General features: G+C 54.4%; 14 protein-coding genes. 7 read left to right on the top strand and 7 right to left on the bottom strand.

Annotation, left to right across the window (positions count from 1 at the left end):
• Nucleotides 1–164: 164 nt before the first annotated feature.
• The 5 genes from argG to H7846_RS13765 all read right to left on the bottom strand — a co-directional run bounded on the left by argG (nt 165) and on the right by H7846_RS13765 (nt 7,049).
• Nucleotides 165–1,505, bottom strand: a complete 1,341-nt coding sequence (argG, locus tag H7846_RS13785; protein ID WP_186692820.1) for an argininosuccinate synthase — start codon at nt 1,503–1,505, stop codon at nt 165–167.
• 137 nt (nt 1,506–1,642) lie between these two features.
• The gene (locus H7846_RS13780) at nt 1,643–3,943 is read right to left on the bottom strand and encodes a protein kinase domain-containing protein (protein ID WP_186692819.1); all 2,301 of its coding nucleotides are present in this window, start codon (nt 3,941–3,943) and stop codon (nt 1,643–1,645) included.
• A 20-nt stretch (nt 3,944–3,963) separates the two neighbouring features.
• Nucleotides 3,964–4,671, bottom strand: coding sequence for an iron-containing redox enzyme family protein (locus tag H7846_RS13775; RefSeq protein WP_186692818.1), 708 nt, complete (start codon nt 4,669–4,671; stop codon nt 3,964–3,966).
• Between the two features lie 89 nt (nt 4,672–4,760).
• Complete coding sequence (locus H7846_RS13770) at nt 4,761–5,054, bottom strand: aroma-sacti cluster domain-containing protein (RefSeq protein WP_186692817.1); 294 nt, start codon at nt 5,052–5,054, stop codon at nt 4,761–4,763.
• A gap of 222 nt (nt 5,055–5,276) precedes the next feature.
• Nucleotides 5,277–7,049 (bottom strand): trehalase family glycosidase, encoded by a 1,773-nt coding sequence (locus H7846_RS13765; RefSeq protein ID WP_186692816.1) that lies wholly within the window; start codon nt 7,047–7,049, stop codon nt 5,277–5,279.
• 180 nt (nt 7,050–7,229) lie between these two features.
• Between H7846_RS13765 and H7846_RS13760 the strand changes: the two genes are divergently transcribed.
• The 7 genes from H7846_RS13760 (at nt 7,230) to H7846_RS13730 (ending at nt 20,531) form a co-directional block, all read left to right on the top strand.
• Complete coding sequence (locus H7846_RS13760; RefSeq protein ID WP_186692815.1) at nt 7,230–8,429, top strand: TIM barrel protein; 1,200 nt, start codon at nt 7,230–7,232, stop codon at nt 8,427–8,429.
• Between the two features lie 58 nt (nt 8,430–8,487).
• Complete coding sequence (locus H7846_RS13755; protein ID WP_186692814.1) at nt 8,488–9,570, top strand: substrate-binding domain-containing protein; 1,083 nt, start codon at nt 8,488–8,490, stop codon at nt 9,568–9,570.
• 119 nt (nt 9,571–9,689) lie between these two features.
• Entirely contained in the window at nt 9,690–11,891 is a 2,202-nt protein-coding gene (locus H7846_RS13750) for a bifunctional rhamnulose-1-phosphate aldolase/short-chain dehydrogenase (protein WP_186692813.1), read from the top strand.
• Entirely contained in the window at nt 11,888–13,339 is a 1,452-nt protein-coding gene (locus H7846_RS13745; protein ID WP_186692811.1) for a rhamnulokinase, read from the top strand. Before H7846_RS13750 ends, H7846_RS13745 begins: the two co-directional genes overlap by 4 nt.
• A gap of 20 nt (nt 13,340–13,359) precedes the next feature.
• On the top strand, nt 13,360–16,071 hold the full coding sequence (locus H7846_RS13740) for a glycosyl hydrolase (protein ID WP_255460648.1): 2,712 nt from the start codon (nt 13,360–13,362) through the stop codon (nt 16,069–16,071).
• Between the two features lie 30 nt (nt 16,072–16,101).
• Nucleotides 16,102–16,806 carry an NUDIX domain-containing protein gene (locus H7846_RS13735; RefSeq protein ID WP_186692809.1) on the top strand — a complete coding sequence of 235 codons (705 nt, stop codon included), beginning with the start codon at nt 16,102–16,104 and terminating at the stop codon, nt 16,804–16,806.
• A 230-nt stretch (nt 16,807–17,036) separates the two neighbouring features.
• On the top strand, nt 17,037–20,531 hold the full coding sequence (locus H7846_RS13730; protein WP_255460647.1) for a TonB-dependent receptor: 3,495 nt from the start codon (nt 17,037–17,039) through the stop codon (nt 20,529–20,531).
• 100 nt (nt 20,532–20,631) lie between these two features.
• Here H7846_RS13730 and H7846_RS13725 read toward each other — a convergent pair whose 3' ends face one another.
• Nucleotides 20,632–21,660 (bottom strand): LacI family DNA-binding transcriptional regulator, encoded by a 1,029-nt coding sequence (locus H7846_RS13725; protein ID WP_186692806.1) that lies wholly within the window; start codon nt 21,658–21,660, stop codon nt 20,632–20,634.
• A 161-nt stretch (nt 21,661–21,821) separates the two neighbouring features.
• Entirely contained in the window at nt 21,822–23,408 is a 1,587-nt protein-coding gene (locus tag H7846_RS13720) for a sodium:solute symporter family transporter (protein WP_186692804.1), read from the bottom strand.
• Nucleotides 23,409–23,488 lie beyond the last annotated feature (80 nt).

Here is a 23,488-nt window from a genome sequence, read left to right as displayed (position 1 = left end):
GATTTTGCTATAGATGACGGCGCTTTTGGGGATGAAAGGGGGTTGACAGCAATTTCATGCGAGCCATCGTGAACCCTGGGGCCTAAGGGAGACAAAATAGATTTCTTTGCAGCGGACGATGGAACGCCCGCTGCTTCGGTTGAAATGAGCTAACTTCTCAGAAATTAATTGTTCTCTTCTTCGCTGGTGAGTTGGGGGACGTTAATGCCTTTACCCAGATCGATGAGACCGGCACTGGCGTAGGTGAGGAGCTTTTCGCGAGTGTCAGTGATATCGAGGTTGCGCATGGTGAGCTGGCCGATACGATCTCGGGGAGAGAAGACGGAGTCACCTTTCTCCATGGTGAGGCGCTCGGGCTTGAAGGTAAGGTTAGGCGACTCGGTGTTGAGAATGGAGTAGTCGTTACCGCGACGCAACTCAAGCGTGACCTCGCCGGTGATGGCTTTGGCGACCCAGCGCTGAGCGCTTTCGCGCAGCATGATGGACTGAGGATCGAACCAGCGGCCCTGATAGAGCAGACGGCCCAGCTTACGGCCATTTTCGCGGTATTGTTCGATGGTGTCCTCATTGTGGATGCCGGTGATGAGGCGCTCGTAGGCGATGTAGAGCAGGGCGAGGCCGGGGGATTCGTAGATGCCGCGGCTCTTGGCTTCGATGATCCGGTTCTCGATCTGGTCGCTCATGCCGAGACCGTGGCGACCGCCGATGCGATTGGCTTCGAGAAGAAGTTCGACGGAGTCATGGAACGTTGTGCCATTGAGGGCGACGGGCCAACCTTCTTCAAAGCGCACGGTAACCTCTTCGCGCTTGACTTCGACATCATCGCGCCAGAAAGCGGTTCCCATGATGGGGACGACGATTTTTACGCTGCTCGAGAGGTGCTCGAGGTCCTTGGCTTCGTGGGTGGCACCGAGGATGTTGGAGTCGGTCGAGTATGCTTTTTCGGCGGACATCTTGTACTCGAAGCCGGACTGACGCATGAACTCGGACATCTCGGCACGGCCGCCGAGCTCGTTGATAAAGGCGTCATCGAGCCAGGGCTTATAGATCTTGAGGTCGGGATTGACGAGGAGGCCGTAACGGTAGAACCGTTCGATGTCGTTGCCCTTGTAGGTGCTGCCATCACCCCAGATGCTGACATCGTCTTCCTTCATGGCGGCGACGAGCATGGTTCCGGTGACGGCGCGGCCGATGGGAGTGGTATTGAAGTAGGTGGCTCCGGCCGTCGTGATGTGGAAGGCCCCGCACTGCAGGGCGGCGATTCCTTCAGCGACCAGCTGAGGACGGCAATCGATGAGGCGGGCTTTTTCGGCGCCGTACTCCAGGGCCTTGCGCGGGATGGCGTCGTAGTCGGATTCGTCGGGCTGGCCAAGATTAGCGGTGTAGGCGTAGGGGACAGCGCCTTTTTTCTTCATCCAGTGAAGTGCTGCGCTGGTGTCCAGGCCGCCTGAAAACGCAATGCCAACTTTCTGGCCGAGAGGAAGATTCTGAAGGATATTCGACACGATTGGGTCCTGAGACAAAGAAATGGAATGTAGGTTAAGTATCCGTGCTGGATGAAGGGAGAGTCAATTTTCTCTACTTCTCGAGTAAAACGGTATCCGCTGCTTCGCTTTGTAGATACAGCAACTCTGAAACAACGCTAGACCTCGAAGTTCTCCCAGCGCGGACGGAGGCGATCGAGGAGGCTGTCGAAGTGAGCTGTTTGGCGAATGGGGGCAAGCAGAGGGTCCCAGCGACTGATCATGGGGTAGTTGATAAACCCTTTGCTCATTGCTTTTTCAATCCAATGGAGCGATGCCTTGGCATCGCCGGTCAGTGCATAACACTGAGCGAAGTTCCAGGCATAGTGCGGATCGCACTGGACGATCTCGCAGAGTTCGGGTGTGGCTGCGCGGTCGAGGGCTTCGCGATCGCTTTTAAGGGCTGCGATCATGACGGCTCCGATCTGAGAGAAGAAGTGAGTTGCGTCCAGTAGTTGGATCGCCTGGAACTGCGAGATGGCTTCCTGGTCACGGCGAAGCAAGGCGAGAATCTGGCCGCGGCACCAGAGGAGCATCGTATTGCTGGGATCCAGACGGATAGCGTCCTCGAAAGAGGGGAGCGCGTCGGCAAATTCGCCTCCCATAAGCGAGAGGAGGCCGGGGATGAAACGGTAAACCGGTGTGAGGGGGTCGATTTCGAGGATACGGCGGGCGAGCGGCATGGCGGCGTGGGCCTTTCCGCTGAGACCGCAGACGGCAGAGTACCAGCTGAGGGTGTCGGAGTCGTTGGGGTCGGACTCGATGGCGCGCTTGAGCAGATGAATGGCGCGCTGGCTGTCTCCTTCCTGCACGCTAATGAGCCCAAGCAGGCGATGGGCGGCGGCGGATTGAGGATCGAGGGCCAGGGCCTGGATGGCGCAGTCTCGAGCTTTGCCGAGATACTCTGTGTCGGAGGAGATACCAGCGTTAATGTACTGCCAGTAGACCTGGCCCTTGGTGGCAAGGAGGAGAGCGTTTGGGCCGACGATGTTTTCGCCGGCTTCGAGATACTCGAGCGCTCGGGAGAGAGCATCTTCGGAGTAGTTGAGGATCTCGTGTTTCGCCATCAGGTAGTAGCGGTAGGCCTCTGCATCGGGAAGCGGTCGCTCATGCATCTGCCGGTCTTCAGCCGGGCTGAGTTTGATCTTGAGCGCAGAGACGATCTGGCGCGAGATGTTCTCCTGAATGCTGAAAACATCATCGAGCGTTCCCGTATATTTGTCGGCCCAGACGAGAGACTGGCTTTCGGGATCGATGAGCTGCGTGGTAACGCGAATGTTGGCCATGCCATTCTGGGCTGCTTTGTTGAGGCGGACAGAACCCTCGAGGACATAGCGGACGTTGAGGTCGCGAGCGATTTTGCGGGGAGATTCGCGGGTGCCTTTGAGTTGCATGGCCGAGGCGCGGCAGATGATGCGGAGAGCATGGACACTGGAAAGATCGGTGATGATCTCGTCGGTGAGGCCATCGCAGAAGTAATCGGCGGTATTGTCTTCGGGGGTCGTGATAAAAGGAAGAACGACAATCGAGGGTTCATCGGAGTTGCGCCGATAATCCATCAGCATCGTGGGAAGTGCGATGGTGTAGCGGGAACTGGAGCGTGCTTGAGCGAGAGGCTCGAGCGCGGTGATGAACTCAGCCGCATCCTGAAAGCGCTGGTTGGGGTCCTTGGCGAGAGAGCGCTCGAGGATCGAGGGGAGCGTCTCGGGAAGATCGGCACGGAAATCAGTGACAGGGCGCGGAGCGACGTGCAAGATGGAATCGAAGACGGCGTATGGGGTCGTGCCTGGAAAAGGAGAAGTAGCGGCAAGCATCTCGTAGAGAACGACTCCGGCGGCCCAGAGATCGGCGCGGTGATCGACGGGACGGGAGAGGACCTGCTCGGGCGCCATGTAGGCGATGGTTCCAACGATGACTCCGGTTTCGGTAAGGGCCCGGGCAATATTGGAGCGGCGGGCCAGGCCGAAGTCGACGATTTTGACCTCGCCATCCGGATTGACGATGAGATTGGAGGGCTTGATGTCGCGATGGATGATGCCCTTGCCGTGCGCGTGGTGGAGCCCTGAGAGAAGCTGGAGGGCGATGTTGATTGCAGTAGGGAGGTCGAGCGCGCTACGGGAGATCTTTTCGGCGACAGTCTCTCCTTCATAGAAGGACATGACAAGAATGACCTGGCCGTCGGAGAGCTCTTCGACGTGATGAACGCGGCAGATGTTGGGATGATCGAGGATGCAGGCGGCACGGGCTTCGTCGAGCAGGCCACGCTTATGCGAAGAGTCTGCGAGAACAGAGGAGGAGAGGGTCTTCAGGGCAACGGTGCGATGAAGCAAGAGGTCCTCTGCTTTGCAAACAACTCCCATGGCTCCGGAGCCGAGGTGTTTGAGGACTCTATAGTGCGAGATGGTCTGTCCTTCGATCATTGCAAGCTCATCCAGATGGTTTAGGAGGCCCTGAGGGTTCTGAGTGTACTCCTGGACGATGAAACGTGAGCTGCAAGGAGTTCTTCAAAGACAGAGGCTACCGCGTCGATGGTGTGGAAGGCGCTGAGCGCGATGTACTTCTCGTGCTCGGTGGAGAGCGGCATGGCGTCGAGGGTTCGGTTGAGATCGGCGATATGGTGGGGATCGTTGTCGGCGTGGGCGATGAGGCAACGGAAGGCAGTCGCAGGCAGGCGGGTGCGCTTGCGGATGGCCTCAAGCTGCTCTGTAAGAGGAGGGTTGCCCTCGAGAACGATCAGATAGCCAAAGACGGCAACTGGATGGATATTGAGTGCCCAGAAGTACTGGGCCCCCAGGAGAGAGACAACGGAAGGGAGTGGGGTGGTGGCTGCGACTTCCGCGGGAGAGATGCCGAGAGTCCCGATATCGTCGAGCAGCCATGCGTCGTGATCCTGCTCTTCGATGATGTGCTGGTCCAGGTAAGGAACGACGATTGACGCAACAGGGTCGCCGGAGAGCGAAGCTGCGCGGTCGCGAGCGATACGCATCAGACCAATACCTCCCTGCATCACGCGATGGAGCTGGATGAGGAAGGAAGGAAGTAGCTCGCGAAGATCCGGATGGTTCCAGAACTGGTTGCTGGCGGAGTTCATTCTGGCTTCGGCGAGACGGATTTTAGCCCAGAGGAGATCGCTGTGAGATGCGGACATAGAGTGGTTCCTGCAGAGTGGAAAGCTGCTGCGGGTCTGCTGCGAAGGCGGCAGACCCGCTTGTGGAAGTCTGGCTAGACCGTGCTGGTTTAGACGGGGAAGTTCGGGCGGCTTGAAGCCATGGTAGCGAGAGGAGCCGCTCCCATTTTTTTCCGCAGCTTGATAAGGGTGTTGACTTCTGCGGCGCTGAGTTTGTTGATGACCTTGTGATCGTGATCCGCGACGTTCTCGGTTGGAATTACGCCAGCGGCGGTGAGACGTTCAATGTTGGTCGACTTGGGCGCGGACTTCTTCTTCGCCTTGACGACTGGTTTCTTTGCCGCTGCCTTTTTGGCAGGTGCTTTCTTTGCTGCCTTCTTCGGTGCTGCTTTTTTCGTTGCCACGGTCGTTCTCCTTTGGGCGCGAGACAGAACTCACGCCAGACACACGTATGATTCAGAACCCGAAAGGTTTAGGTTGAAGCTGGAAAAATTGTATTACGGATTTGCACAGAAATAGATGAAAGCATACAGCTTTTGCTGCCTGTATGTGACGGGCCTAGATATCAGCCCTGACAATCCGCCTACGAAACTTTCGCGTTCGGTCGGAACGAGATGAACGAAGCTCTATGGAGTACGAAGGAGGGTTGTGGTTCGAGCCGGATTTCTTTGAAAGGCGCGGATTCTGAGCTGATAGACGACAGGCTCGGGATCATCGTCGCGATCACGCGAGGACGATGAGGCGGCCTGTTTACGGGCAGACTGGGCGAGAAGACGGTTCATCTGGAGATAGACGCCATTGGTCCAGCCGAAGCCGACGACGTTGCTCTTATAACCCGTGGAGACTTCGACGTTCGCGGTTCCGCTGACCACGTCGTACTTTTCGCGGATGGTGCCATCGCGCAGGAAGTTATCGAGGATGGTTCCGGAGAACTTGGTGGAGATACGGCGGGCGTCGCTGGTGAATCCATACTGCGCCAGCCCTTTAGCGGTAAGCCAGGTGGTGGGAGCCCAGCCGAAGGGGAGGTCCCACTGTGTGCCGGAGTCGAAGTCGCTCATGGCGATTCCGCCAGCACGCTCAAAGAGAGGGAGATGAAGACGGAGCGCGGCGGCTTGTGCGGGAGAGGCGAGCCCGGCCCAGAGAGGATAAAAGGTCGTGATGTAGTTGTAAGAGGAGAGACGGTTGGTCACGAAGTCGTAGTCGTAAAACATGCCGGTCTTCTGGTTCCACAGATATTTGTTGATGGCGGCTTTGCGGGCGGCGGCGCGGTGGTTCCACTCGGCGGCTTCGCCGGGGCGATTGAGAAGCGTGGCGAAGTGGGCCATGTCGCGCTCGTACTTGTAGAGCAGGCTGTTGAGACAGATGGGAGCGTAGTGATCGGTGGACCCACTGAACGGCCCAAAGCGGAAGCTGGGGTCGAAGCCAGATTCCCGCATGGCGCGATCTCCGCGATAAAAGGCGGCGGACAGGCGATGTCCATCGACATATGCGTTGGCACAGACTTTAGATTTGCTAACGTTGCAGCTTGTCTTTGCGAGTTCCGTGGCCTGGTCGGGAGAGGGGAAGTCAGGCGCTTCGATCAGATAATCCGTTGAGACGCCAGGGTGGAAGAGCAGCCAACGGATGATATCGGGATAGTAGGTGCTGTCATCGGCCATTTCAGGAACAGGTCCAGTGCCAACGTCGAAGTAACGGGCGAGGCCGGTGTCTCCAGCAAGGTGGGGTGCGGTGGTCCAGACGCTGTAGTCGCGCTGGGCGTAGTCGTAAGCGCGGGTCAGCCATGCTTTGCCCAGGATTTGTTTCCCCGGGTGCTCGTAGAGTTCGCGAATCATGGAAGTGAGGAAGGGCGGCTGTGAGCGGGTGAGGTAATAGGTTCGATTCGCGTTGAGGATGGAGCCGTAGTTCTCGATTTCGAAGAAGAAGTTTTCGATCATGTTGCGCGCCAAGTCAGCGCGGTGATCAGCGATCAGGCCAAGGACGATGAAGTAACTGTCCCAGCCGTACATTTCGTTGAAACGGCCTCCAGGAACTACATAAGGATGGGGAAGATAAAGCAGTCCTTCTTCCTGGAGATCGGAGGGACTGACATCGCCCATGTGAGCGATTTTTCGCGGAAGATTGCGGACCTCGACCTGGCAGTTTTTCTGCATGGCCGAAACCGGTGGTGGTACGGCCATCCCGTCAGGGAGATAAAGGACGGGGATGGACGTAACCTTGGGGTCGACTACTGAAGTGCAGTTGGACATGGATCGAGAGAGGGTGTTCCAACTGGAATGGATATAGGAGAGGATCTTTGCCTTATCTGTTGCTGAAGGGCCAGCAGCCTGCGCCGAGACGGATGAATCCAGAACGGGGCAGAAGAAGAGCAGCAGAAAAAGGGAGCGAAAGAGGAGTTTCATCAAAAAGGCTCTCCGGATACGAATGGTTTGGTCGTATCTGTATTTATTGTAGGCTTTGCGCTTCGTGCCTGAGGTTTTTGAAGAATGGTTCTTGAAGGTGAGCAACCATCATTAGACCGAGCAAGCTTGCGTTTTAAATCATTTCAATAGAGACTTATTTTCGAAAGGGAATGATGCCTCATGCCAAAGAACGAAGCGGTACAGTCAAAACAAGAGCAAGTCTGGTCCGTACTGGATCGCTTCCGGATTGAGGTTCCTTCGTGGGGTTTTGCCAATACCGGGACGCGATTTGGCAAATTTGTGCAGGACGCAGCCGCCACAACGATTGAAGAGAAGTTTGCCGATGCCGGAGAGGTGAACCGGCTGACGGGAGCGAGCCCTACGGTGGCACTGCATGTTCTCTGGGATCTCCCGAATGGAACGGCAGATGTAGAGAAGATTCGTGCGCTGGAGAAGGAGCATGGCGTCAAAGCAGGCTCGATCAATCCGAACCTGTTTCAGTCGCAGGAGTATAAGTTTGGCTCGATTGCGAACCCGAATGCAGCAGTCAGGAAGGTAGCTCTCGATCATCTACTGGAGTCGGTGGAGATTGGCCGGAGTTTGGGCAGCAAAGATATTTCGATCTGGGTTTCGGATGGATCGAACTACCCGGGGACACAGTCGATTAGCCGGCGGATCGGTTGGATGGAAGAGGTGCTTGGCGCGATGCATGCGGCGACGAGCGAAGGGCAACGGCTGCTGATCGAGTACAAGCCGTTTGAGCCGGCCTTTTATCACACGGACATTGCGGACTGGGGGATGGCGCTGCACCTAGCGCAGAAGGCAGGGCCTCGGGCAAAGGTCCTGGTGGATACGGGGCACCATGCGCCTGGGGCCAACATCGAGCAGATCGTTGCCTGGCTCCTGTATGTCGATGCGCTGGGAGGATTCCACTTTAATGACCGGAAGTATGCTGATGACGATCTGACTTTAGGATCGATTGATCCATATCAGCTCTTCCGTATCTTCCATGAGATTCTGAGTGCTCCTGCGGCAAAGACGGATGGGATTGCCTACATGATTGACCAGAGTCATAACCTGAAGGGCAAGATGGAGGCGATGGTCCAGAGCGTGGTGACAGCGCAGGAGTTGTTTGCGCGGGCGGCATTGATCGACCGGGATACTCTGGCGAAGTTGCAGGACGAGTGCCGATTGGTGGAGGCCGAGGAACTGTTTCGCGATAGCTTCTGGAGCGACGTTCGTCCAGTTGTGCGTGCCTGGCGTGAGGCTAGAGGGCTTCCAGTGGATCCATTGCAAGAACTACAGAAGAGCGGCTATGTCGAGCAGATTGCGAAAGGTCGAGCGCAGCGGAACAAGGGCGCGGTTTCGAGCTACGCCTGACTTTCGGGAGCCGCAGTCTGGGTGATAATAATCCGAGCCCAAAAAGGAGCGGCACGCGTTGGCCAAGACATCGAAGCGTCTTTACCTGATCCCTGTTCTCTCGAAGTCGCTGGACATTCTGGAACTGTTGCAAGCGGAAAATAAGCCGATGTCGCTGGAGGCGATCCATCGGCGTACGCGCATCTCGAAGACAACGGTTTATCGCGTATTGAAGACGCTGGTCCATCGGGGTTATCTGGCGCAATCGCCTGACGGCATGTATCGGCACGTGATGCGTCCAAAGAAGCTGCGGTTTGGGTTCGGTGGCCAGAGTGCCGACATGCCGTTCTCGGAAGAGGTGACGCGAAGTTTGCGCGAGGCGGCGGCGGCTTCCGGAGTCGACCTGGTTGAGCTGGATAATCGCTACGACGCGGCGACAGCCGTGCAGAACGCGGAGGAGTTTATCCGCAGCCGGGTGGACTTGATGATTGAGTTTAACGTGGAACAGTCGGTCGCAGCGATTATTGGGGATAAGGTGGCGTCAGCGAGTATCCCCTTGATTGCGATTGATATCCCACATCCGAATGCCACTTATTTTGGAGTGGATAACTATCGCGTGGGTGTGGATGCCGGTGAGATTCTGGCGCGCCATGCACAGTCGGAGTGGAACGGGAAGGTCGATTGGGTGGTCGGTCTCGATCTGCCTGAGGCAGGACTGCTGGTCCAGGGACGCATCTCGGGAGCTTTTGAGGCCGTGCGGTCGGTCTTTCCGGACCTGTCGCCGGAGACCTTTGTGCGGCTGGATGGGCGAGGGATGCGGGACGTCAGCGCAAAGCTGGTCACGAATTTTCTGGAGAAGCATCCCAAGGACCGCCATATTCTGATTGCGGCTGCGACCGATACCAGCGCGCTAGGAGCGGTGGATGCGGCGCGGCGGCTGAAACGGCAGAAGCACATTGCCGTCGTGGGCCAGGACTGTATCGCGGAGGCGCTGGAGGAGATGAAGTCTCCGGCTTCGCCGCTGGTTGCATCGATCTCGCATGAGACGAGCACCTATGGGCCAAACCTGATGCAGCTGGGACTAGCGCTGTTGAAGGGCCAGATTGTGCCGCCCTACAACTACGTCTCGCACAAGCTGGTGACGCGCGAATCCCTGTCGTAGCGAATCGTGGGATTTCTTCCCGGGGAGAGGTTTGATCCGTTGATTCCGTATGAGAAACATTTGCTGTATTGACCATCGATATGGAATGATGGTGACGGAATTTCGAAGGGGAGAGCGGAATGGCTGGAAGGTTGAAGTTTCTGGAAGACAAGTGGGATGATGCGGTGGCAGCGAAGCTGGACGGGCCTGAACTGTTGCGTTATCGCAGCAATCTACTGGGATCGGACCTTCGCATTACGAACTTTGGTGGAGGAAACACCAGCTCCAAGTTGGAGGAGATCGATCCTGTAACCAGTGAGAAGGTTCAGGTACTGTGGGTGAAGGGTTCGGGTGGGGACCTGGGTAGCATCAAGCGTTCGGGGTTTGCCACGTTGTATCTGGACCGTCTACTAGCGCTGGAGAAACAATACAAAGGCGTGGCCGAAGAGGATGCGATGGTGGCGCTCTATCCTCTGGTTACCTTTAATAACAATCCGACGGCGGCTTCGATCGATACGCCTCTGCATGGATTCCTTCCGTTTGCTCATGTTGATCACCTTCATCCCGATTGGGGAATTGCGCTGGCGGCCTCTGCCAATGGTAAGCAGAAGATGGAGGAGTTCAATAAGGAGTTCGGGCATAGGCTGGCGTGGCTTCCTTGGCAGCGTCCAGGATTTGAGCTTGGCATGATGTTGCGCCGGATTGTTCAGGAGACTCCGGGATGCGATGGAGTGGTGCTGGGTGGACATGGGTTGTTCACGTGGGGAGATACTCAACGCGAAGCATATCTAAATACGATTACGATCATCGATCAATTGGGCCAATTTATCGAGCGTCATGCATCGAAACCTGGATATAAGAGCTTTGGCGGCAGCAGGGTGCAGTCGCATTCTGATCGCAAGAAGATTGCCACTGAGATCATGCCCTATCTTCGTGGCGCGGTTTCGCGTAAGCAGCGTTGGATTGGCAGCTTTACGGATGCCGATCAAGTGCTTGGCTTCGTGAACTCGGAGAATGCGGAGAAACTAGCGCATCTGGGGACGAGTTGCCCGGACCACTTTATCCGTACCAAGATTCGCCCGATGTTTTTGAAGTGGGATCCAGCGGGTGATCCGAAGGAGATTCCCGCGATCATTGAGAAGGCGCTTGAGACGTATCGCGCGGAATATTCGGAGTACTACACAAAGCATGCGTTGCCTGATTCGCCAAAGCAACGGGATGCGAGCCCGACCGTCGTTCTATTGCCTGGTGTAGGGATGTTTACATTTGGCAAGAGCAAGACAGAGGCTCGGTTGACAGGCGAGTTCTACATCAACGCGATTGGCGTGATGCAGGGAGCCGGGGCACTTGGTGGAGGTGTAGAGTGCAAGGACATTCCTCAGGCTGGTCCCGCAGCCTCAGCCGATCAGTTTACGGTCTATGACAACTATGTTGCTCTGCCACCGAGTGAAGCCTTCCGTATTGAATACTGGGCTCTGGAAGAGGCAAAGATTCGCCGTCAGCCGCCGGAGAAACAGCTGAGCCGTCAGGTGGCGCTGATCGTGGGTGGAGGAAGCGGCATTGGACACCAGGTTGCTTTGATTGCTGCTGAACGGGGAGCACACGTTGTAGTCGCCGACCGTGATGCCGCAGCAGCGGAGAAGGTTGCGGTGGAATGCAAAGCAATTGCCGGAAAAGAAGCAGTTGGTTTTACTGCGATCGATATCCGCGACCGCAAAGCTATTCAAGCCGCACTTGAAGCGACCATTCAGCAGTTTGGTGGCCTCGATATTCTGATCAATACAGCTGCAATGTTTCCTTCGTCTCCAGATGGCATCATCAGCGATGCTCAATGGGCGCTTACTCTCGAGGTCAATGTCACGGCGAACTATCTGCTGGCGGATGAGGCACAGAAGGTGCTGAAGTCGCAGGGACTGGATGGGAGCGTCGTTCTAACGAGTTCGGCCAATGCGGTGGTTGCAAAGCGAGGAAGTGAGGCTTACGACGTAAGCAAAGCAGCGTTGAGCCATCTTGTCAGGGAGCTTGCGGTCAGCCTTGCTCCGAAGGTGCGGGTGAATGGTATCAGCCCAGCTACGGTGGTGAAGGGATCGACGATGTTTCCGCGCGATCGTGTGAAGGCTTCGCTGACGAAGTACAAGATTCCGTTTAACGATTCGAGTGGCGATGATGAACTGCGCAATGCACTGGCGCAGTTCTATGCAGAGCGTACGCTGACACATACGCCGATTGATCCAAAGGATTGTGCCGAAGCCATTATGTTCCTGGCTGGACCGCTTACCCGCTGCACGACGGGACACATCATTCCAGTTGACGGCGGCTTGGTGGAGGCCTATCTGCGATGAGCAGAGCGGTGGGGCTGCGTTTTCCGAAAGATAGACGAGCCTCAATTGCGGTCGATCTGGGCGCGGAGAGTTGCCGCGTAAGTCTGTTGCGTTGGACGGACGAAGGGCCGAAAGTTCAACTGGTTCATCGTTGCAGCAATGGCCCAGTACGCCGCGAGGATGGGTTACATTGGCCTCTGGATCAGATTGTTGAAGGTGTTGAAGAAGGACTGCGGCGGTGCGCAGAGCTTGCCCCAGAAGGCGTTCGATCGATTGCTGTTGATGGTTGGGCGGTGGACTACGTTCGCCTGAATGAAGACGGCACTCCAATTGCCGAACCCTTTTGTTATCGGGATGAACGGAATGTTCGTGCTGCGGAGGAATTGCACAAGAAGATTTCTCCGGACCGGATGCGCGAGATCACAGGAATTCAGCAGCTCACTATCAACACGCTCTATCAGCTTTATGCAGACCGGGAGGCCGGATATGTTCCTGCGCGCTGGGTCAATCTTCCGGAGTACATGCTTGCTCGATGGGGAGCTGAACTCGTCGCCGAATTTACGAATGCCACTCATACGCAGCTGATTGATCTTCGGACCCGCAAATGGAGCGAGGAGATCTTCCGCGAAGCAGGGTTGAATATCAAGATGGCTTCGCGGATTGTTCCTCCCGGGACAAAGTTAGGGAAGCTATGTGGGCCTTTGCAGCAGCTTGCCGCCTTTCAGAACACGGAATTAATTGCACCGGCGTGCCATGACACGGCTTCGGCAATTGCTGGAATTCCTGCTCTGGGGGATGATTGGGCCTATATCAGCTCAGGCACATGGTCATTAGTTGGCGCGCTTACATCACGGCCTATTAATAGTTCTGAGGTTCGGGCGGACAACTTTACTAACCTGGGAGCCGCAGGTAGTGCGAACTGCTTTCATAAAAATGTGAATGGCATGTGGCTCCTGAAACAATGCGAGAGCTCTTGGGCTGCACAAGGGTTTGAACCAGGGATTGCTGAATTGCTTCGTGCGTGTGAAGGTATAGCTGCTCCTGCGACACTTCTGGATGTGGATGATCCTGACCTTCTTTTGTTCGGAGAGATGCCGCAGCGTATCAATCGCCAGTTGTTAGCGAAGGATGCGAAGCCACTGGACGAATCGCCCGCGGGGGCTCCGGAGATGGTTTCACTGATCTTGCATAGCCTGGCTGCACGATATGCAGAGGTTCTCTCACGCGTAAGGAAACATACAGGAAAAAACCTGCGTCGCTTGTTCATCGTAGGTGGTGGTTCACAGAATACCCTGTTGAATCGACTGACAGCAGAAGCTACGGGGCTCGAGGTCTGTTGTGGCTCGATGGAAAGTTCGACGCTGGGCAACTTTGCAATACAGATTGCGGCACTCGAAACGACTTGTTCTCCGGAGTCAAAGGATTTTGCCGCAGAGATCTATGACTGGGTGAACAGGCTTTCCTCGTAATTCGTAACTGGGAGTTCTCGATGAAGCGCGCTGCGCAACGAAGCTATCTTTCAAGAATGGTATTTGCTGTCGCGTTGGGAACCTTGGGAGCGAGCTCTCTGTGTGCCCAGTCGATTGACCAAGTGCGACATGAATTTGTAGCTCCTCCGAATGATGCTAAGCCGATGGTTCGATGGTGGTGGTTTGGTCCTGCAGTTACGAAAGAAGAGATTGCCCGCGAGATTCAGCAGATGCATGAGGGAGGGTTTGGCGGTTTTGAGCTCGCGTCAGTGTATCCGTTGGCACTAGATGACCCGCAAAAAGGGGTTCGGAATCTTCCGTATGGATCACCGGAGATGGTGGAGATGCTGCAATATGCCCAGCAGCAAGGCCGGGCGCTGGGAATGCGAGCGGATTTGACGCTAGGCAGCGGGTGGCCTTTCGGCGGCCCACACATCTCGATTGATCAGGCTGCGGGAAAGTTGAAGATTGTTGTCGCAGAACTGCCGATTAACAAACTACCGGAGTTGCAGGAAGGGGATGTCCCGGTGGCTGCGTTTGTTGCTAACGGCACACGTGAGCACTACGATGCTGCGACTGCGAGACAGATTCCTTTCCCGAAGGATGGAAGGCTCCTTTCTCAAAAGAAGTCGACCGAGCCTCAAGTTGCCCTATTTTTTATCAGCAGTCATACGCGTCAGATGGTGAAGCGCGCTGCGGTGGGCGGCGAGGGCTTTGTGCTGGACCACATGTCACGCGCGGCGATCGATACGCATCTGCTTACAGTTGGAGAATCGTTGCTTCGAGGATTCTCGGATGCGCCTCCGTATGCGATCTTTTCGGATTCCCTTGAGGTCTATGGCAGCGATTGGACGCGAGATCTTCCTGAAGAGTTCAAGAAGCGGCGTGGGTACGATCTGATTCCGCATCTTCCCGAGCTCGCAGAAGGGGGAACCGAACAGGCTGAGGCTGTGCGTCATGATTGGGCTGTAACTCTCTCTGATTTAGTTCGAGAAAATTATCTAAAGCCTATGGCGGATTTTGCTGCTGCCCATGGCACGCGTTTTCGATCGCAAACTTATGGAACCCCTGCAGTCACGCTCAGTGATGAACGCATTCCACAGCTGCCAGAAGGCGAAGGCCCACAGTGGGACAGCTTCTCGTTTACGCGATGGGCATCTTCGGCGAATCACCTGTTTGGGAATAACGTTACATCGGCAGAGACATGGACTTGGCTGCATTCTCCTGTCTTCCGCGCCACGCCTCTGGACATGAAGGCAGAAGCCGACCGGATGTTTCTGGAAGGTGTGAATCAGATCATCGGGCATGGGTGGCCGTATTCTCCTCCTTATGCGACGGAGCCAGGATACTCGTTGTATGCGGCAGCAGTATTTAATGCACACAATCCCTGGTGGCCTGTGATGCCTGATGTAACACGCTATCTTCAACGTGTGAGTTGGATATTGCGCCAAGGGCAACCTGCAAATGATGTAGCGGTTCTGTTGCCTGAGGATGATGCACAGGCAGATTTTAGGCCTGGTCATGTTTCCGTCACTGACGAGATGAAAGTGAAGATCACGCCGACGCTGATGCATGCGATTCTCAGTTCAGGGCATAATTTGGATTATGTTGATGGTCCAGCGTTGAAAGGCCTTGCGGGCCATTCACTTCTTATCGTCCCTCCAGCACGCCGCATTCGTTTGCAGGATTTGCAGCAGATTCATGCGTACGTTCGGGGTGGAGGAAAGGTAATTTTTATTGGAGCAGTGCCTTCGATGGCTCCTGGGCTGACAGATGCAAACGATACGCCAAAGATCCATGCATTGATGACGGAGCTTCAAGCAGGCACTGTTCATGTGGAAGGTGAAGAAGAATTATCAGCAGCGATTGAACGTCTGATACGTCCGGACTTGGATGTTCGCTCGGCGAATGGTGCCGTAGGCTTTATTCGCCGTCACTTACCAGGTGCAGAGATTTACTTCATCGCAAATACCTCCGCAGAGACGAAGACATTCCCGCTACGTTCCAGCAGCGGATATTCCACCGCAGAATGGTGGAATCCGGAAAGCGGCTCAGTCACATTGGCGGCGAGGGATGAGCCAGTTGCATTAGAACCGTATGGGTCGAGAGTATTGGTTCTCCATAAAGAAGCTGCTCCCGTTATTTCAAGGGCAGTTTCTCTGAAAGAGGATGGCGCGCCGATTGTATTAAGCCAGTGGGTGGAAGAATTTCCTGGGAGTGCCGGTTCTCCGCCTCTACCTTCGCAAAAGAATGCCAGCACAATATGGACAGAGAATTCGTCTACGAAGTTTTACTCAGGTGAGGTTCGATATGAGACGAGCTTTCGTCTTATTTCCTCAAAAGCAGGGGAACATATTGTTCTACGATTTGCAGATGGACAAGCGCTGCCGAATACGCAGACACGAGGAAAGAACGGGATGCGGGCCTGGTATGACGCTCCGATTCGTGAGGCGGCGATAGTGTTTATCAACGGAGAGCGTGTCGGATCTCTGTGGCACCCGCCTTATGAACTAGACGTTACGCAATTTGTTATAGCAGGTGAGAATCGCATAGAGATTTATGTCTACAACACGGCGATTAATGAACTGGCCGGACAGACTCCCCGCGATTACACGGCTTTGAAGGCGAAGTACGGCGATCGCTTTCAAATGCAGGACATGGATAATTTGCAGCCTGTCCCGTCTGGGGTCTTTGGTCCTGTCAGGGTTGTTCGTGAGGTGGAAAGCCACTAGGCTGTTGCTGTCAATCGGAGGGGTGACGCAATGGCTAAAAGAAGTGCGGGTATTTTGATGTATCGCCAGAAGCCTTCTCTTGAGGTTTTTCTTGTGCACCCAGGAGGGCCTTTTTGGGCAAAGAAAGATCTGGGAGCATGGTCCATTCCGAAAGGAGAGTATGAAGATGGAGAAGATCCTCAGGAAGCTGCTCGTCGTGAATTTCAAGAGGAAACTGGATTTTCTGTGGGGAAAGCGTTGCTGGAACTGGGCACGTTGAAACAGACTGGTGGGAAAAATGTTTCAGCATGGGCCTTTGAAGGAGATTGCAATCCTGATGATCTGCACAGTAATACATGCATGATCGAATGGCCCCCGCGATCGAAACGGATGATGGAGATTGCGGAAGCGGATCGAGGGGGATGGTTTTCTCTGGAAGAAGCGAACCTAAAAATTCTGAAGAGTCAGTTGCCGTTTCTTGATCGTTTTATTGCAGCTATTGCAGAGGTCGTCTTGTTGAGACGACACAAAAAAATCGCGATCTGGTCGTTCAGGCATTCCAGAAGAGCAGAGACAGGAGAGGTGCTGGCGATCAATAAACGGTCGACCCCTCAAGAGGTTGAGGTTCCGGAAGGCGTCTCCGATTCTTTCGTCACACCCTCCACGGGAGGTGGGCCAATCCTAACTAAAGCGTTGCAGGACAAGAGGCTGGCCATCGAGCTCTGCGAGGTCACGATCGCCGATATTCAAGAGTGAAACAATTTCCTTGACAGTGCTAAAACGCGATAAGTAGTATGCCGTTTCGAAATGAGACGTCTCAAAATTCACTCATTCAAACTTTTACTGCGAAGCATTTGATCAGCAAATTTTATGGACCCAGGATCACCTCGAGACTGAAACTTCGGAGGCTTTACCAGATGAAGGGATTCGACACTACCGTTCGGAGCAGAGATGTGCAAAGTAATTTATTGACAGTGAAGAGGGGATTGACTCCCAATAAAAAAGAGGCGCTCAGTGCAGCGTTTGCTATTCTGCGGCCCGTATTTGTTGTCTTCGCGATGGCAGGATGTTTTGTCATTCCTGGTAATTTGTTGGTCTCTCATGCGTACGGACAGGCAAGCTCCAGCTCTGATGCGGTAGGTCGAGTTACAGATTCCAGTGGAGCGACTGTGCCGAGAGCGATTGTGCACTTGACCAACAATGCGACCGGTGCCGAGCGTACAGCGACTACGAATGATAACGGCGACTGGTCGATCCCAAACCTTCCACCGGCGAATTACCGTTTGCGTATTGAGAAAGAAGGATTCAAGACCAGCACGATTCCCTCGTTGAACGTGGAGATCGGAAAGACTGCCAATGGTTCCGTTACGTTGAGCGTTGGAGAGAGAACCGAGACGGTTGAGGTGAGTACGCTCCCTCCGCAACTGCAGACAACCGAGGCGACGGTTGGCCAGGTTATTGACCAAAAGCAGATTACTGATCTGCCATTGAATGGCCGCAACGTTCTTCAGCTTGCAACACTAGCTCCTGGCGTTTCACCAGCGCAGGGTGGTCAAACGGGTACCCCCGGCCAGTTCGGTACGCGCTCGCTCTACATCACAGTCGATGGCGGACGTGGATCTTCAACCAACTACGTGCTCGACGGTACCTACGTCCGTTCGGTGCGCTTCAATGTCATGTCGCTGCAGCCGAACACGGACACCTTGCAGGAGTTCAATCTTCTGCGTTCGACTTACTCGACGGAGTACGGTCAGGGCCAGGCTGTTGTCTCCATGGTGACCAAGTCGGGCACGAATCAGATTCATGGAACGGGCTACGAGTTCGCGCGTAATGCGATCTTCGACGCGCGCAACTACTTTGCTCGAACCTACAGCATCATCAACGGCCAGCAGGTCTTCAATCCAAAGCCAGACTTCCGCCGTCATCAGTTTGGCGGCACGCTGGGCTTCCCTATCATCAAGGACCGCCTGTTTATGTTCGGCGGCTATGAAGGGCAACGTTCCTCAAAAGGAACGGTTCTGACGGCATTGTTCCCGACGCAAAACGAGTTGAACGGTATCTGGGATGCAACCAGCAGCCAGGCTCTCCCTGGCCCTAGCGGTCCTGGAGGATTTGGATATAGCAAAACAAATCCCGCGGGATTCGCCGTAACCAGTCAGGCCGCTCTGGCACTGAACCCCACATATCCTGTCCTCACGTCAGATGCAACGACTGTGTTGGGCACGTCCAATTACATATTAACCAAGCCATTCCAGGACAACTACGATCAATACACCATCCGTGGCGACTGGACAATGAGCCCAAAGAGCATGCTCTTCGGTCGCTATATCAACTTCGATTCTCTCCAGGCGAGCCCGCAGGTCAGCGGCGCCGTCCAAAACAATCCTCTGCTGGGACGTAACGCGGTGCTCGGTCATACCTACCTGTTTAGTTCGAGGCTTGTGAATGAGGCGCGCATCGGCTGGAACGAGTTTTATAACATCGGACTTGGTCAACTGGCCTTTCCAGGGAAGAACTGGGCGTCGGCCGAAGGGCTGAACAATATTTCCGCTGTGACAAGTCCTAGTCAGAACGGTCGCGCTGCTTTCACGATCCAGAACTTCACCAGCGCGGCAGACTTTGGCGGGAATTCCGCCGGTGATCAGGGCGACCATGAAAACGTCATCAGCGTCGGTGACTCGGTCTCCTACGTGTTCAGCAAGCACACATTGAAAGGTGGATTCCAATTCCAGAATCGTCGTCTGTGGCAGATCGCTGACAACAACGCTCGCGGGGCTGCTACATTCGACAACTGTACTTCGGCGACCTATGCTGCGGGTTACAAGCCGACGAGTCCGGATGATCCAAACAACGTAACCTCTGTAGGCAACTGCCCCATCGGCCAGAAGGGCTACCAGCTCAATGGAACCTACTACTTCTACAATAAATTTCAGAACTATGCCCGCGGCATGTGCACTTCCGCATGCAACGGCAACGCAGGTAATTCGCTCGGCCATTATCGCGACAACACCTATGGCGCCTTCATCAACGACATCTGGCAGGTCGGTCATGGCCTGACCGTCAATGCCGGCATGCGTTGGGAGTACAACTCTCCATGGATAGAACAGAATGGACTAGAAGGAACGCTTGACCCGGGCACGGGACTGATCACCTTTACCAAGATCCCAAGCGTGATTCCAGCAGCGTACAGAAAGTACATCGACTTCAGTCGTACCTACCAACCCGGTATTGTGCAGCCAAAGAAGCTTGGCTTTATGCCGCGAATTGGACTGGCGTACGAAGCGCATCCTGGCACAGTAATCCGAGCAGGCTACGGCATCTACCTCGACAACCTGAATACTAACGAGTTGCAGTTCACGCGTTATGCGGCCCCCCTATACTTTCAACAATCATTCACCAACGTATTCACTAACGGGCTCTTCCCCGATCCAACGACCAATACGCAGATTCCGTCGCCCTTCTCGATTCGACCGGACAACAGCCGCCCAATTACTCAGGAATGGAATATGAGTCTGCAGCAGGATCTTGGTAAAGGTCTTGTTCTCGAAATCGCATACACGGGCAGCAATACGCATCACTCTTGGAAGCGCTATGACCAGAACATGTTCATCCAGTATCCATTCCAAATTCCAACAACATATGTCCGCCCATATTCACAGTTTGGCAACGGTGTGCTGACGAGCAGCACGTTCGGATCGGCCAGCTTCAACGGCGGCTCCGTCAAGCTGGAGAAACGTGCCCAGAATGGCTTCTATTATCTGGCCAGCTACCAGTGGTCGAAGAACCTGGATAACTTCTCCGGTGAGGCAGCGGCCAACGACTCATCCTACGCCACCACAATGGCGTTCGATCGTTCTTACTCCAACTTTGATACTCGTAACCGCGCCGTTATCTCAGGCGGATATGAGCTGCCATTCGGCAAGGGTAAGGCGTTTCTGCAAGGTCCAGTCAGTACAGCGATTCTAGGTGGTTGGAGTTTCCAACCGGCCGTCCAGTTGCGTACAGGCTATCCGTTCAATATCTCGGGATCTGGCTGCACCTTCGCTTCCTACAACGGCTGCCGCGTCTTCTTAGCCCCCGGCCGTACATTGGCAAGCTCTTTCAAGAGCAGGAGCGATCGATCCATCTCCAATTGGTTTGATCCCACGGCCTTTTCGCAGGATCCCTCCGTGGCAACTTTTACTGGTGCGCAGGGGGCGTATGCCTCGACGGCTCGTCCTCAACCGAACCTACAGGGTTGGGTGACGCGTAACGTAGGCCGTGGTCCTGGTACCGCGTCGTTCGATCTTTCGGCGATCAAGAGCATTAAAATCCGCGAACGTTTCACAACGCAGTTCCGAGCCGAGGCCTACAACATCATTAACCACGGCATCTTCTCCAACCCGTCAGGCGCGCTCGGAACGCCATCGGCCGTTGGCAAGATCACCTCGACGTCGATGGATAATCGCAGCATCCAGCTTGCAGTGAAGGTGCTGTTCTAATAGCTTGCGGGGGCATTCCTCTATGAGGAGACAGGGTAAGATATCCTGTCTCCTCAAGAGATCCTTCGGCAAGCAATCTTGAAAGATTAACGGTCTGATTTTAGATCGCAGAGGAACCCGTAGCAGTCCGCTTCCGTGCCGGGCCAGTTGATTCTCTAATGACAAGATTTGTCTTCACTACGTGTCGTTTGCCATATGTGCGTGAGTCAGCCTTGAAATGCTGTAAGGCATCATAAAAGGTCTTTGCCAAATCGTAACGATTTAGCCGTAGCGTCGTGAGCGGTGGGTGAACGATATCGCTCAATTCGATATCGTCAAAACCTATGATCGAGATGTCGCGAGGGATGGTTAATCCCATCTTAAGAATCACCCGCATGGCTCCAACGGCAGTGACATCGTTTGCGGTAAGTACAGCCGTGGGGCGGTCTTTCAGTGACAGCAGCTCAGTCATCGCAGCCATTCCACCGGTGACCCGATAGTTTCCATGTCTCATGAATTCAGGATGTGGGACCAGGTCGACGCGTTTTAAGGCACGAACAAATGCTTCGACCCGATGTTCAGAGATAGTCAGACCGGCTGACCCTCCGATATATCCGATCTTTTTATGTCCCAACTCCTTGAGATGAAGCATAGCCTGGTCCATGCCGCTCTTGTTGTTAATGGCTACATCGCTTAGGCCGTTGGCAATGTGACCGCGGTCCATTGTCACTAGAGGGACCCGATTGTGAACGAGGCTTTCAAAGGGTTCCGTCTCGATCTCGGAGGCCAAGAGAGCGACGCCGTCTACTCTACGCACGAGCATGCGACGGATCGTCTGTTGCATGTGGCCGGAATGAAGATCCGTTGTCGCCATAAGCATCTCATGGTCGTTTTCGACAACGATGCTCTCAAAACATTTGAGAAACTCCGGAAAGAAGGGATTGGTAATGTCAGGGATGATGAGTCCGTAGGTGCCACTACGGCCATATTTCAGTGTCGTCGCCGAGGTATTCGGGAAAAACTTTACTTCCTCAATTACCTTACGGACACGTTCTACGGTTTCTGGCCGTACCAGATTCGATCCATTGATGACCCGCGACACCGTCGCACTGGAAACTCCAGCGAGCTTGGCGATATCCCGCATATCCATCTTCGGAGGTACCTCCTTCTGCCTTTTGTTCTGTCGGGTTGCTTTTACAGAGATAGCCTCACGGGTAATCTAAAGCATAATGGAACAGGATCATAACCAACGTCGTTGTATAGGTATACATTGGAGGTTCGAATTCAGCAACTAAAGGTTCGTCTCCACCATTATCGAAATAGGATACTCATCGCGATACAAATAAGGGCAGCGCACATGGCCAGTACGATCATCATTCGTGGCGTTCGGATCGACTGATCTGTCAAATTCTCCGCTGTTAGATTTGCTAATAGTTCAGGTGGCTTTACTGGCGTAACGCAGGAAACGAGCAAAGTAACGGTCATGCAACAGACAAACGCGATGATCGCGCCATAAAAGTTTGCGCTCATGTCACTTCCATAGCCAATCCACCGCAAGCGTACACCAACCCCGTGCGCTATGGAAGAGAAGATGCCGATGAGTAAGCCCCAGAAGCCTCCCTGCGGAGTCACCCAGGTTGTAAACATGCCCAGGAGAAATGTGGCGAGAAGAGGCGCGTTGAAGAGAGAAAAGAGGAATTGTAGATAATCCATGATGTTCCCATAAGTGAGCGCCAGATATGCCGTTGCGATACTCAATAGCACCGCAAGCAATGTAAAGAGCCGTCCTACGGAAACGTAGTGCATGTCGTTTTTGTTCGGCGCGAATGAGGCGCGGTAAATATCGTGAGTCCATATCGTCGTTACCGCGCTGATGTTTCCAGCTAATCCTGACATGAGGCTTGCCAAGATGGCGGTGAAGCCTAGTCCAAGAAGACCATGTTGATAGTAATGCATCATCATTCGAGGCAATGTCTGGTCATAGCCATTCATCTTTTGACCGCGAAAGACGACTGCGGCTGCCAATCCGGGCAAGACCACTAATGCAGGGAAGAAGATCTTGACGAGAGAAGCCCATAGAGGTGTAGATCGAGCTCCGGATACGCTGCGCGCGGCGAGAGCGCGCTGGATCAGAAGAAAGTCGGTACACCAATACCCGAAGCTCAAGACGAATCCTAATCCCATTACGATACCGATCACATCTAATGGTGATGCCGGAGAGAACAATGGCACTCCAGTCCAAGTGTGCCGCATAGTGGGACTAAGCTGATCAAGCAACGAGGACAGACCTTGAAAGTCTCGGAGGATGAAACAGGTCAGTGGCAACAGGCCGACCAGGATCAGCAAGAACTGCAGCAACTCGTTGTATATCGTGGCTGTAAGGCCGCCCATCATAACGTAGAGAAATACCACCGCAGCAACTGGAAAAGCTGTTTGGGTAAAACTCCATCCAAAGGATGAGCCCAAAACTTCAGACATGGCGTATAAGCTGATTCCCGATACTAGAATCATTACGATTCCAGAGCAAAAAACGCTAAGTTGTCGCGTCGCTTCGTTATAGCGGAGTTTCAGAAATTCAGGCACGGTTAAGGCTGAACTGCTTATGTAGGTCGGCATCATGAACAAAGCGAGGAAAAGCATTGCTGGTATAGCGCCGATCCAATAAAAATGGAGTGTCTTTGCGCCATACTTTGCGCTGGCGGACGCGATGCCCACGATTTCGAGTGCTCCGCAGTTAGCTGCAACAAACGCAATCGTTGTCACTGCCGTGGGCAGAGATCGTGATGCGTGGAGAAATATGGTTGCTGAGGTCGCTTTCCGCCGGACGAGCCAACCTACAAGAAGGCTGATCGCGAAATACGTACCGATGATCCCGTAGTCGATGAGATTGAGATGCATCACTCTGAAACAATACCTGTTTTCGCTTCAAGCAGGGATCTATTAGAAGCGAGCTGCGCGGTGTCGAAGAAAGCGGTCGA

This window comes from Edaphobacter sp. 4G125, from assembly GCF_014274685.1.
Lineage (GTDB): Bacteria > Acidobacteriota > Terriglobia > Terriglobales > Acidobacteriaceae > Edaphobacter.
Note: the sequence above shows the minus strand (reverse complement) of the source record. Positions and strands in the feature narration are given on the sequence as shown.

What these genes read in the sequence shown, in the direction of transcription:
- H7846_RS13780 (WP_186692819.1), bottom strand. Translation starts at nt 3,943, where the DNA reads ATGATCGAAGGACAGACCATCTCGCACTATAGAGTCCTCAAACACCTC.
- H7846_RS13775 (WP_186692818.1), bottom strand. Translation starts at nt 4,671, where the DNA reads ATGTCCGCATCTCACAGCGATCTCCTCTGGGCTAAAATCCGTCTCGCC.
- H7846_RS13765 (WP_186692816.1), bottom strand. Translation starts at nt 7,049, where the DNA reads ATGAAACTCCTCTTTCGCTCCCTTTTTCTGCTGCTCTTCTTCTGCCCC.
- H7846_RS13760 (WP_186692815.1), top strand. Translation starts at nt 7,230, where the DNA reads ATGCCAAAGAACGAAGCGGTACAGTCAAAACAAGAGCAAGTCTGGTCC.
- H7846_RS13750 (WP_186692813.1), top strand. Translation starts at nt 9,690, where the DNA reads ATGGCTGGAAGGTTGAAGTTTCTGGAAGACAAGTGGGATGATGCGGTG.
- H7846_RS13745 (WP_186692811.1), top strand. Translation starts at nt 11,888, where the DNA reads ATGAGCAGAGCGGTGGGGCTGCGTTTTCCGAAAGATAGACGAGCCTCA.
- H7846_RS13740 (WP_255460648.1), top strand. Translation starts at nt 13,360, where the DNA reads ATGAAGCGCGCTGCGCAACGAAGCTATCTTTCAAGAATGGTATTTGCT.
- H7846_RS13735 (WP_186692809.1), top strand. Translation starts at nt 16,102, where the DNA reads ATGGCTAAAAGAAGTGCGGGTATTTTGATGTATCGCCAGAAGCCTTCT.
- H7846_RS13725 (WP_186692806.1), bottom strand. Translation starts at nt 21,660, where the DNA reads ATGGATATGCGGGATATCGCCAAGCTCGCTGGAGTTTCCAGTGCGACG.
- H7846_RS13720 (WP_186692804.1), bottom strand. Translation starts at nt 23,408, where the DNA reads ATGCATCTCAATCTCATCGACTACGGGATCATCGGTACGTATTTCGCG.